We start from the raw sequence: 12609 nt of genomic DNA, 5'->3' as shown, positions 1-12609 counted from the left end.
CGGGCGTGCTGACTCAGCGCGCCATACGTCAAAGTCTCCCTAAATAAGGCAGGTATATCATGTCCGAACTGAATGAAAAAATGGCGTCAGCCTGGGAAGGATTTAGCGCCGGCGAATGGCAGAACAGCGTCAACGTCCGTGACTTTATCCAGAAAAACTATACACCGTATGAAGGCGACGAATCCTTCCTGGCCGGTGCAACTCCGGCCACAACTAAGCTGTGGGATAGCGTGCTTGAAGGCATCAAAATCGAGAACCGTACTCACGCTCCGGTTGATTTTGATACCGATTTGGCTTCAACCATTACCTCTCACGATGCAGGTTATATCAGCAAGTCGCTGGAAAAAATTGTTGGCCTACAAACTGAAGCGCCATTGAAACGAGCCATCATTCCTTTTGGCGGCATAAAAATGGTTGAGGGTTCATGCAAAGTTTATGGCCGCGAACTCGACCCTGCGCTAAAAAAAGTTTTCACCGAGTATCGTAAAACCCACAACCAGGGTGTATTCGATGTTTATACCCCAGACATTATGCGCTGTCGTAAATCAGGCGTACTGACTGGTCTGCCAGATGCTTATGGTCGCGGACGTATCATCGGTGACTACCGTCGCGTTGCGCTGTACGGCATCGACTATCTGATGAAAGACAAAGTCGCGCAGTTCAATTCATTACAGAGCGATATGGAAAACGGCGTTGATCTGGAAGCCACCATCCGCCTGCGTGAAGAGATCTCTGAACAGCATCGTGCGCTTGGTCAGATTAAAGAGATGGCTGCGAAATATGGCTCAGACATTTCACTGCCGGCCACTAATGCACAAGAAGCAGTACAGTGGACTTACTACGGCTACCTCGCTGCGGTGAAATCGCAGAACGGTGCAGCGATGTCCTTTGGACGCGTATCAACCTTCCTGGATGTATATATCGATCGTGATATTCAGGCAGGCAAACTGAATGAAGAAGAAGCACAGGAACTGATTGACCATCTGGTCATGAAACTTCGTATGGTGCGCTTCCTGCGTACCCCTGAATATGATGAGCTGTTCTCAGGTGACCCAATCTGGGCAACTGAATCACTCGCCGGTATGGGTGTTGATGGCCGTACTCTGGTGACCAAAAGCACCTTCCGCTTCCTGAACACGCTTTACACCATGGGCCCATCACCGGAACCCAACATGACCATTCTTTGGTCTGAAAAATTACCGGTTAATTTCAAAAAATACGCAGCGAAAGTCTCGATCGATACGTCTTCATTGCAGTATGAGAATGATGACCTGATGCGTCCTGACTTCGATAACGATGACTATGCTATCGCTTGCTGCGTAAGCCCGATGATTGTCGGCAAACAGATGCAATTCTTCGGAGCACGCGCCAACCTGGCTAAAACTCTGCTGTATGCAATCAACGGTGGCGTAGATGAGAAGCTGAAAATGCAGGTTGGCCCAAAAGAAGCGCCAATTACTGACGAAATTCTCGACTTCGATACTGTGATGGAACGTCTGGATCACTTCATGGATTGGCTGGCTAAGCAGTATGTCACCTCCCTGAATATCATTCACTACATGCATGATAAGTACAGCTACGAAGCTTCATTAATGGCGCTGCACGATCGTGACGTTTATCGCACCATGGCGTGTGGTATCGCTGGCCTGTCTGTCGCAGCTGACTCACTCTCTGCGATCAAATATGCGAAAGTAAAAACCATCCGTGATGAAGATGGCTTAGCAGTAGATTTCGAAATTGAAGGTGAATATCCACAGTTTGGTAATAACGACTCTCGCGTTGATGATATGGCCTGCGATCTGGTTGAACGTTTCATGAAGAAAATTCAGAAACTGCAAACCTACCGCAACGCGGTACCAACGCAATCAGTACTGACCATCACCTCTAACGTAGTTTACGGTAAGAAAACCGGTAATACCCCAGATGGCCGTCGTGCAGGTGCGCCGTTTGGACCGGGCGCTAACCCAATGCATGGTCGTGACCAGAAAGGTGCAGTTGCGTCATTGACCTCAGTCGCGAAACTGCCGTTCGCTTACGCTAAAGACGGTATCTCTTATACCTTCTCCATCGTGCCGAATGCGCTGGGCAAAGATGATAACGTGCGTAAAACTAACCTTGCAGGCCTAATGGATGGATATTTCCATCACGAAGCCAACATCGAAGGTGGTCAGCATCTGAACGTCAACGTAATGAATCGTGAGATGCTGTTGGATGCCATGGAACATCCTGAGAAATATCCGCAGCTGACCATCCGCGTTTCTGGCTATGCTGTACGCTTCAACTCGCTCACTAAAGAGCAGCAGAAAGATGTAATTACACGTACTTTCACCCAGTCGTTGTAATCGCACCTTACTAAGATTAAAAGGCTCCTTCGGGAGCCTTTTCTCCAAAGTCCGTTTTGCCAGTTTGCTAATGCAGGCACCCTGGCAAAACCGACTTTCACTTAGAGCACAACAGAGATTGTGCTGCCTGATGTTCAGGCTCACCTGGAGAACTTATCGCAATGTCAACCATCGGTCGTATCCACTCCTTTGAATCCTGCGGCACCGTTGATGGCCCGGGCATACGCTTTATCACCTTTTTCCAGGGTTGCCTGATGCGCTGCCTGTATTGCCACAATCGCGATACCTGGGATACACACGGCGGGAAAGAGGTAACTGTTGAAGAGTTGATGAAGGATGTACTGTCATATCGCCACTTCATGAATGCATCTGGCGGCGGCGTTACAGCATCCGGCGGAGAAGCGATTTTACAAGCCGAATTTGTCCGTGACTGGTTCCGAGCCTGCCGGGCTGAAGGTATCCATACCTGCCTCGACACTAATGGCTTTGTTCGCCGCTACGATCCAGTGATCGATGAACTGCTGGAAGCCACTGACTTGGTGATGCTCGATCTCAAGCAGATTAACGATGATGTGCATCAGATTCTGGTGGGTGTGTCTAATCATCGCACGCTGGATTTTGCACGCTATTTGCACAAGAAAGGTAAACGCACCTGGATTCGGTTTGTGGTAGTGCCAGGCTACTCCGATGATGACGACTCTGTTCATCGCTTAGGCGAGTTCACTAAAGATATGGATAATATCGAGAAGATTGAGCTATTGCCCTACCACGAGTTGGGCAAACACAAGTGGATTGCCATGGGGGAAGAGTACAAGCTGGATGGTGTTAAGCCGCCGAGTAAGGAAACCATGGAGCGAGTAAAGAGTATTCTCGCCAGCTACGGTCATGAAGTGATGTACTAATCAACAAAAGGGGAGCCGCTGGCTCCCCTTTTTAGTGATTCATATTTCTGTATTATGCGTGTGCAACTGGCGTTGCCTGATGATCGACTTTACGCAGTAACATTACCAGATAAACCAGCGCCACCGCCGCAATCATCACAAACAGCAGTCGATCAGAGTAGTTCTGCATTAACATCGCCGTCATTCCCGGCCCCACCAGGCTGCCTACGGTATAGCTAAACAGTAATGCCTGATTCATCGCCACTAATTCGTGGTGCGCCACGGTTTCACACGCCCACGACATGGCCACCGGATAGAGTGTAAAACCAGCAAGTCCCAGCACAAACAACGCCGGTGCCATCGCTGCATCACCAAGCATAGCGATAGCACCTAAAATCACCACGAACACTTGTACACGCAGCACCATCAAACGGCCAAAACGATCGGCCAGGCGCCCTACTGGCCACTGACCGACAATGCCTGAACTTACTAATAATGCCATCCAGTAACCGACGGTTGCATCGCTCATGCCCTGATGAGAAAGATACAGTGGCATCAAGCCATAAAGGGAACCGAGAACGATACCGGAAATAATGCAGCCATTGATACCAAGGCGAGAACTGCGACGGCGCAACATAATCCAGATATGGCCCGTTGAGGCCTCTTCCGTTGCTACAGTCGCTTTTACCTGCACAAAAACTACCGGCAATACCGCACAGATAATCAGTGTGGTCACCCATGGAATCACGTGCAGCAATTCTGTCGAAAGGCGGCTCACCAACAGCTGACCTGCTACCGTCCCGAGATAATAGATAATCATGTAAGCAGCCAGTAACTGGCCACGATTACGCACGGTACCGCTGCAGAGCAAAGCGCTCTCAACCACAACCCAAATCAAGGCGCATCCGATGCCTGCAGTGAAGCGCAGCATCGTCCAGCTGTAAAATCCATCCAGCATAACCATGCCCATGGTCGCCACGGCGAAAAGTACGCTAGCCAAATAGAAACAGCGGTTAAAACCATAACGATTGATCAACCAGCCCGCCAGTAAGGTGCCTAGCAAATTACCGGTGTAATACGATGAGCTGGCCATACCCACTTGCCAGGTTGGCAATTGATCGTGAGTAAGCCACAGCGGTACCAACGTATTAAGCACAGCAATAGACACCGTCATAAGCATTAAGCCGCAGAGCAGCAAAACGACGGGGCGGGACCAGGTTGACATAGTGAGGAAACCAAAAGAGATGATGATAATTGCGCGCAGTTTGCCATTCACCATTTTAAAGTCAATGTGCAAAAAATCACCGCAGCACGATTTGCTGATGAACAATTTATTTTTCTTATCTTCAGCAGGTTAGAAGGGTGCGGGAGCAATTAAGATGGATAGCTATCTACTTGAATTAGCGATTTTTAATGCTTTATAGCCATTTGCTGTCGATAACGTTTATTTCTGATTAATTCCAACTAAAAAATAATTATGTTACAGCTTAAGAAACAAAAAACCCGGCATTGCCGGGTTAATATCATTGAGCGTTGATTAGCCAACAAATTCCAGACCGCCCATGTAAGGACGCAATACTTCTGGAACTTCAATACGACCGTCGGCCAGCTGATAGTTTTCAAGCACCGCAACCAGGGTACGGCCTACCGCCAAACCAGAACCATTCAGCGTATGCAGCAAACGCGGCTTCTTATCGGTTTTGCTACGGCAACGCGCCTGCATACGACGCGCCTGGAAATCACCCATGTTGGAACAAGATGAAATCTCGCGATAGGTATCTTGCGCGGGCAACCAAACTTCCAGATCGTAGGTTTTGGCTGAACCAAAGCCCATATCGCCGGTGCAAAGCAGAACTTTGCGATATGGCAGATTGAGCAGTTGCAGCACTTTCTCAGCGTGGCCGACCAACTCTTCTAGCGCATCCATGGAAGATTCAGGTGCGACAATCTGCACCATCTCAACTTTGTCGAACTGATGCATGCGAATTAAGCCGCGCGTATCGCGTCCATATGAACCGGCTTCTGAACGGAAGCATGGCGTATGCGCGGTAAGTTTAATCGGCAACGCTTCTTCTTCAACGATCTCATCACGCACTAAGTTGGTCAACGGCACTTCTGCTGTTGGGATCAGCGCATAGTTGCTGCTACCCGCTTCTTCGCCCAACGGTTTGGTATGGAACAGGTCTTCACCAAATTTCGGCAATTGTCCGGTACCGTATAATGTTTCCTGGTTGACCAGATAGGGAACATAGGTTTCGAGATAACCGTGCTGTTGCGTGTGCAGATCAAGCATAAACTGGCTTAAGGCACGATGCAGGCGCGCGATCTGACCTTGCATCACGATAAAACGTGAACCAGTCAGTTTTACGGCGGCTGCAAAATCGAGGCCTTTGGCGGCTTCACCCAACTCAACGTGGTCTTTTACCGGAAAATCAAACTGGCGCGGCTGGCCCCAGCGGCTGACTTCCTGATTCTCGCTGTCATCTTTACCCAACGGCACTTCATCAACCGGCAGGTTAGGCAGCGCGAGGGCAAAATCACGGATCTCATTTTGCAGCGTATCCAGTTCTGCTTTAGCTGCATCCAGGCGTTCGCCCAGTGCGTTCACTTCCTGACGCAGTGGCTCGATATCTTCCCCACGTGCTTTGGCCTGACCGATGGATTTGGATCGGGAATTACGCTCAGCCTGTAGATTTTCAGTTTCTACCTGCAAGACTTTACGGCGCTCTTCGAGCGAACGTAACGTTTCCACATCCAGTTTAAATCCTCGGCGTGCCAGTTTTTCTGCGACTGCGTCTGGCTCGTTACGCAGCAGGTTGGGATCGAGCATGCTAATCCTGTGTAATAAAAGGTTGATTGAACGAATGGCGGGACGCATCCCTATGGAATGCAATGAAATCCTTGCTCACCTTACCGTAAGGTGTTTATCAGCGGTAGCGTTTTATCGGGCTATTTTGATCCTGCTCAGCCAGCCAGGCGAGTTTTTCGCCAATTTTCCCTTCAAGCCCGCGATTAGTCGGCTGATAGTAGCGAGTCTGCGCCATTTCCGGCGGGAAATAGACTTCCCCAGCCGCATATGCGTGAGTTTCATCGTGCGCGTAGCGATACTCTTTACCCAATCCCATTTCCTTCATTAACTTAGTGGGCGCATTGCGTAAATGCTCCGGCACGTCGTAATCAGGAAACTCGCGCGCATCGCGCATCGCGGCTTTGAAAGCGGTATAAACTGCATTACTTTTTGGCGCACTGGCAAGGTAAACAATCGCCTGAGCAATGGCTCGCTCACCCTCAGCTGGACCGACGCGGGTAAAGCAATCCCAAGCGGCCAATGCGACCTGCATACCGCGTGGATCGGCGTTTCCGACGTCCTCTGAGGCAATCGCCAGCAAACGTCGAGCGACATACAATGGATCTCCGCCAGCGGTGATGATTCTTGCATACCAATAGAGCGCCGCATCAGGTGCTGAGCCACGCACAGATTTGTGCAAGGCGGAAATCAGATCGTAGAAGCGGTCGCCTTTATTATCAAAACGCGCTGCCCTTTCACCCGACACTTCATTGAGTAACTGTGGCGTTAATTCACGCTGGCCCTCAGCGTTGCTCTCTGCCATATCCGCCATCATTTCCAGCGTATTCAAAGCACGACGTGCGTCACCATTGACCAGTTCAGCAATCATGCGACGCGTATTATCCGGCAGCACAATATCACTCTTGCCATAGCCGCGTTCTTCATCCTCCATCGCCTGCAGCAGTACCTGCTCAATATCAGCGGTGGTGAGCGACTTAAGCAAATAAACACGTGCTCGCGATAGTAACGCCGAGTTGAGTTCAAACGAGGGATTTTCGGTGGTGGCGCCAATAAAAGTTATCGTGCCATCTTCAATGTGTGGCAAAAACGCATCTTGCTGGCTTTTGTTGAAGCGATGCACCTCATCTACAAACAAGATGGTGCGACGACCCACCTGACGATTTTGACGCGCACGTTCGATGGCTTCACGAATCTCTTTAACACCAGAAGTCACCGCAGATATGCGCTCAACATCGGCTTTACCATAATGACCAATGATTTCAGCCAGCGTTGTTTTCCCTGTCCCCGGCGGTCCCCATAAAATCATCGAATGCAGATGCCCAGCCTCAATGGCACGCGGTAAGGGCTTACCTGGCGCCAGCAAATGTTGCTGCCCAATATAGTGTTGCAGCGTAGCCGGCCGCATACGCGCGGCCAGCGGCTGAAACTCATTCGACGGGGCGAAATCCAGAGACAGATTACTCACTGTGGCCTCACTGACGTTGATCGTCCACCGTTACTCCTTTTGGCGGCGTAAAGGTGAATTTATCTGGGCTAATGGCGCCGTTGTTCTGGCTTTTCAACTGGTAATCGCTGTGCTGTCCATCTTGCTCAATCGCGCTGAACTTATTGATGGTGCCTGCTGACGTCACATTAATGGTGAATTGCTTGAGATTGCCATCACTGCTTTTCGGGGTCAGCTCGAAGTTATCACCCTGCTGCTTGATGTTGTATTGCTTCCAGTCACTTGGCTGGTTGCGAGCAATCAACATAAACGGCGTGTTGCTGGCGGCATTTTGCAGCAGGCTAACACTTGCTTGTTCAACAAATGGATTGTAGAACCACAGATTCTTACCATCAGAAATAATCACGCTTTCATCCGGTGCTGTCATGTGCCAATTAAACAAACTTGGACGCTTTACCCAAAGCTCTCCTTCGCCGTCCTGTACATTGGCACCGCCGCCGTCAGTCACTTTCTGACTGAAGCTGGCATGGAAGCTGTTCACTTTATTGAGACGCTGTTGCAGATCGCTGGACGCATCCGCCAAAACTGATGCGGAAACTAAACTGGCCATTAGGCCGCAGGCAATAACGTGTAATTTCATCTGATTCAATTCCTTATTCATTGTTTCCCGACACTTACCACATTAAACGTAGTTGCCGCCCTGTCTCTTCGACAGGAGAAAAAGCCGAAAGCTCCCGAAAATATGGGGATCGACCAACAGATAAACAATGGGCCAGTATTAACTGGCCCATAAGAGAACAATTGCACGTAATAAGCTACATCTCGTGTGGCGGCGGCGATAGTACTTCGCGGTTACCATTGTGTCCGGGTTCAGAAACGATACCCTGCGCTTCCATCTGTTCGATGATGCGTGCAGCACGGTTATAGCCAATACGGAATTGGCGCTGAACCCCAGAGATGGAAGCGCGGCGTTTTTCCACCACGAAAGAGACCGCCTGATCGAACAGCGGATCCAACTCTTCATCACCCATCATACCGCCAGCAGCACTGTCGCTCTCTTCACCCGCGGTAATGCTTTCGATGTATTGTGGGCGACCACGCGCTTTCCAGTCCTGGACCACCGCATGCACTTCCTGATCGCGCACAAACGCACCGTGCACACGCACTGGCATAGAGGAGTTAGGCGGCATGTAAAGCATGTCACCCATTCCCAGCAACGATTCTGCGCCACCCTGATCGAGAATAGTACGTGAATCGATCTTACTGGAAACGGTGAAAGCGATACGCGTCGGGATGTTAGCTTTAATCAGGCCCGTAATGACATCTACCGACGGACGTTGCGTTGCCAGCACTAAGTGAATGCCCGCAGCTCGCGCTTTCTGCGCCAGACGTGCAATCAACTCTTCGACTTTCTTACCCACCGCCATCATAAGGTCGGCAAATTCGTCGACCAGCACCACAATGTACGGCAATTTTTCCAGCACTGGCGGCGTAGTGTCCATGCTATCACCCGGCTTCCAGAATGGATCGGGGATTGGTCGGCCCATCGCTGCAGCTTGCTCAATCTTTTCGTTGTAGCCCGCAAGGTTACGTACGCCCAGTGCCGACATCAGCTTATAACGACGCTCCATTTCACCCACACTCCAGCGCAGCGCATTCGCCGCATCTTTCATGTCGGTAACCACTTCGGTCAGCAGGTGCGGAATGCCTTCGTACACTGACAGCTCGAGCATTTTCGGGTCAATCATAATAAAGCGCACTTCTTCCGGTGTGGCTTTATACAGCATGCTGATGATCATGGTGTTAACGCCGACCGACTTACCGGAACCGGTGGTACCGGCAACCAGCAAGTGAGGCATCTTCGCTAAATCAGCGACAACCGGTTGGCCTGCGATGTCTTTACCCAACACTACGGCAAGCGGAGAAGGATTCTCGCGGAATTTAGGACAATCCAGCACTTCGCGTAGATAAACGGTTTGACGGCGTTTATTTGGCAGCTCAAGGCCTACATATGGCTTGCCTGGAATGACTTCCACCACACGTACCGCAACAGCTGACAAGGAACGCGCCAGGTCACGTGACAAGTTAGAGATACGTGAAGCTTTCACGCCTGGAGCCAGATCAAGTTCAAAACGGGTAATCACCGGGCCAGGTGAAATCCCAACAACTTCCGCCTTCACACGGTAATCCGCCAGTCGCGCTTCAACCAGTCGCGCTGTTTGCTCAAGAGCAAACATATCGACGGGTTCTTCTTCTGCCGGTGGTGACGTCAGAAGATCCAGCGTTGGCAGTGGCGTAGAAGGTTTTTCCAGCGGCTGTTCATGACGAACCAGGAACGGGTGGAACAGGCTGTCCTGGACTGGCGCAGCGGGCTTCACTGGTGCCGGCGGCACCGAATAGGCCTCCTGCTCCGGTGACGACCACGGACTGGACTCTGCACTCAACGACGGCAGCGGCGAAGGCTGTGGAACAGCCGGCTCCTGCCACTGTTCAGGCTCTTCGGGCTCTGGCGTTGCTGAAAGCGTAAACAGCGGTTCGCTTGGGCTATCATCGACCAAATCTTTCATTGGTGAGAAGTCAAAAGCAGAGGTCGTATCCAGATTGAATACCGGCGCCTCCTTAACTACAGGTTCGTTATAGCGCTGTTGCTGCTGATCGGCGAACTGACGCGCAAGTTGCGCCTGCTGCAGTGCGTCCTCATCTTCGGGCTCGCGAACATCTTGCCAGCTTTCACCGTAGCGATTCTGCTGCTGTGACGCGAAAGCATCACGCAACTGCGCTTCCTGCAGCTCTACATCATCCTCATGCGAAGGAGCACTAAAGGATGCCGTCATTTCCGGCTGCTGTTGCTCCGCATCTTTAGCTTGCTCTTCGGCCATACGCTGCGAAGGCAGCTTAATGCCGTATGAGGCCAACTCGCGTCGCGTTGGTAATTTGACTTTATTTGGCCGCGGTAACTCTGGGCCAATGCCCTGTTTTACCTGCGGGTTGTAATCACGTTCAGGCACAATATCGAAAGCAGGCGAGTAAGCAGCAGGTGAAGCAGCGGCTTTTACTGCCCCGGTTGCCAGAGATGCAGCGGCTACGCTATTGAATGATGCCGAAGAGGAATCGGCATCTTGCCAATTCCCCATACTCGGACCTTCATCATCATCGACAGGCGAAAACGGTGAAGGCGCGGGTTGATTCGGCACTTCAAAGCGATAAAGCGGAGTCGCGGATTGTGGAATCGATTCTGGCGCCGCAGCGACAGGCTGAGGAGCGGGAATCGATTCCGGCGCTGGTTCCACAGAACGAGGCATAGCGACAGGTTCTGCGGGTGCGTTGGCGACGGGTGCCGCTACAGCTGGTGCTTGTTGTGCAGCTTGAGTAGTAACAGCAATCGCAGCGGCGGTTGCTGCACTGGCTTTTGCCAACAGCGGGTCATCACCCAACTCTTCAGTAACCGATTCACTTACCTTGCGTGGTTTCGCCAACAGTACGTCATCGTCTTCATTTACAGACTGCGCAGCATGAATCGGAGGCGGAACATCATCAGTGTGTTCCTCATCGTCATATTCTTCATCTTCCTGCCACGGCTCATCATGACGTGAACGATTACTGGCGAAAGTTAGAACGCCCATCACCACGCCACCAATTTTCTCGGCAATGGTTAACCAGGACCAACCGGTATACAACGTGATTCCTGCCGCCCAGACGCAAAGCAGCGTCAGCGTACCGCCAGCAGAACTAAACCATGGTGCCATCGCATTGCTTACCAGGCTGCCAATGACGCCGCCGGAAGCAAAATACCAGATATCATCAACATTAAGCGCCGCAAGGCCGCAGGTGGTCACGACTAATGCTAATACGCCAATCAGGCGCAAGCCCACGGCAAAGTAGTCAATGTAGTCCTGACGATCGCGCTGGCGGAAGGTGATCCAACACAGACCAATGATCACGGGAGGAATGGCGTAGGCCATCACGCCAAAAATGAACAATAGCGTATCTGCCAGCCATGCACCTACGCTACCACCCAGATTATGGATAGGCTCGTGCCAGGCGGTTTGCGACCAGCTTGGGTCTGAAGGGTTAAAACTAACCAGCGACACCATCAAATAGACGGCGAACAAGGCCACAAGGATCAGCAACGCTTCCAATAGACGACGTCCACTGCTCAGCGGTTGTAACGAAACTTCTTTATCTTCTGTATATTCCTGGCTCAAGAGAACTCTCCAGGTGCCTGTAAATTAAGAAGGCAACAACGTCGGGCATGCCCGACGCTGGTCCTGTATGAATTCACAGGAGTGTACCGAAATCCTGCAAGCTTTGCACCTGCCCTGCACTACCGGGTTTTGATCACCAGACGATTGCTCTGTTTGACCTCTTCCATCACCACGTAAGTACGGGTGTCGTTTACGCCCGGCAGGCGCAGCAAGGTTTCACCCAGCAGCTTACGATAGGCGGACATATCCGGTACGCGGGTTTTCAACAGGTAGTCAAAGTCACCGGAAACGAGGTGACATTCTTGAGTTTCCTCAAGTTTTTGCACAGCGGCGTTAAATTGCTCAAACACATCTGGTGCACCACGATTCAGAGTAATCTCAACGAATACCAGCAGCGAAGCATCCAGATAATGCGGGTTGAGTTGCGCGGTGTAACCCAGAATGAAACCTTGACGCTCAAGGCGACGTACGCGCTCAAGACAAGGTGTTGGCGATAATCCAACACGTTTGGAAAGCTCGACATTGGAAATTCGACCGTCTTTCTGCAGTTCATTCAGAATATTTCTGTCGATACGATCTAAATCTTTTCCGGGGCGTTTCTTATTGTCTACCATTATTATTGTCTCTCTTAATTCCTTCCCTTTACCTGCCACACCCTGAAAACGCTCATTGTTCAGGGCCTTACTGAAGTGAAGACGATAAGCCTGTGCAGAAATGCGACCATCCGTATGACGCATGTTGTCTGTCCACATCATGCGTCATTACCAATGTCAGGCTGAGTTTATTCGGCTAAAAAGCCCAAAACGGAAATGAAATTCTGTTTTGAATCGCTAAATATTCTCTGCTTCTCCCAATGTTTTCGCAAAAGCGCAGGCGATTGTCAAAGTAAAACATCCAAATTCAGTACAAGATGCCAGATAGAGATCTG

8 protein-coding genes are annotated in these 12609 nt (G+C 50.8%); 2 read left to right on the top strand and 6 right to left on the bottom strand.

All coding sequences use genetic code 11. The features are described from left to right. Positions 1-59: 59 nt before the first annotated feature. On the top strand, positions 60-2342 hold the full coding sequence (gene pflB, locus AC790_RS04400; protein WP_007887486.1) for a formate C-acetyltransferase: 2283 nt from the start codon (positions 60-62) through the stop codon (positions 2340-2342). Positions 2343-2503: 161 nt separating this feature from the next. Continuing rightward, positions 2504-3244 (top strand): pyruvate formate lyase 1-activating protein, encoded by a 741-nt coding sequence (gene pflA / locus AC790_RS04395; protein WP_049851012.1) that lies wholly within the window; start codon positions 2504-2506, stop codon positions 3242-3244. A 52-nt stretch (positions 3245-3296) separates the two neighbouring features. Here pflA and AC790_RS04390 read toward each other — a convergent pair whose 3' ends face one another. The 6 genes from AC790_RS04390 to lrp all read right to left on the bottom strand — a co-directional run bounded on the left by AC790_RS04390 (position 3297) and on the right by lrp (position 12295). Then, positions 3297-4448 carry an MFS transporter gene (locus tag AC790_RS04390; RefSeq protein WP_036620530.1) on the bottom strand — a complete coding sequence of 384 codons (1152 nt, stop codon included), beginning with the start codon at positions 4446-4448 and terminating at the stop codon, positions 3297-3299. A 312-nt stretch (positions 4449-4760) separates the two neighbouring features. Then, positions 4761-6053, bottom strand: a complete 1293-nt coding sequence (gene serS, locus AC790_RS04385) for a serine--tRNA ligase (RefSeq protein WP_007887492.1) — start codon at positions 6051-6053, stop codon at positions 4761-4763. A 97-nt stretch (positions 6054-6150) separates the two neighbouring features. After that, positions 6151-7497, bottom strand: coding sequence for a replication-associated recombination protein A (locus tag AC790_RS04380; RefSeq protein WP_007887493.1), 1347 nt, complete (start codon positions 7495-7497; stop codon positions 6151-6153). Positions 7498-7504: 7 nt separating this feature from the next. Further along, positions 7505-8116, bottom strand: coding sequence for an outer membrane lipoprotein chaperone LolA (gene lolA, locus AC790_RS04375; RefSeq protein ID WP_049851011.1), 612 nt, complete (start codon positions 8114-8116; stop codon positions 7505-7507). Between the two features lie 175 nt (positions 8117-8291). After that, positions 8292-11681 carry a DNA translocase FtsK 4TM domain-containing protein gene (locus tag AC790_RS04370; protein ID WP_049851010.1) on the bottom strand — a complete coding sequence of 1130 codons (3390 nt, stop codon included), beginning with the start codon at positions 11679-11681 and terminating at the stop codon, positions 8292-8294. Between the two features lie 119 nt (positions 11682-11800). Continuing rightward, positions 11801-12295, bottom strand: a complete 495-nt coding sequence (gene lrp, locus AC790_RS04365) for a leucine-responsive transcriptional regulator Lrp (RefSeq protein ID WP_006118610.1) — start codon at positions 12293-12295, stop codon at positions 11801-11803. Positions 12296-12609 lie beyond the last annotated feature (314 nt).

The sequence above is a fragment of the Pantoea sp. RIT-PI-b genome, assembly GCF_001187905.1.
GTDB classification, from domain to species: Bacteria; Pseudomonadota; Gammaproteobacteria; order Enterobacterales; family Enterobacteriaceae; genus Pantoea; species Pantoea nemavictus.
This window is presented reverse-complemented; position numbering and strand designations above follow the sequence as displayed.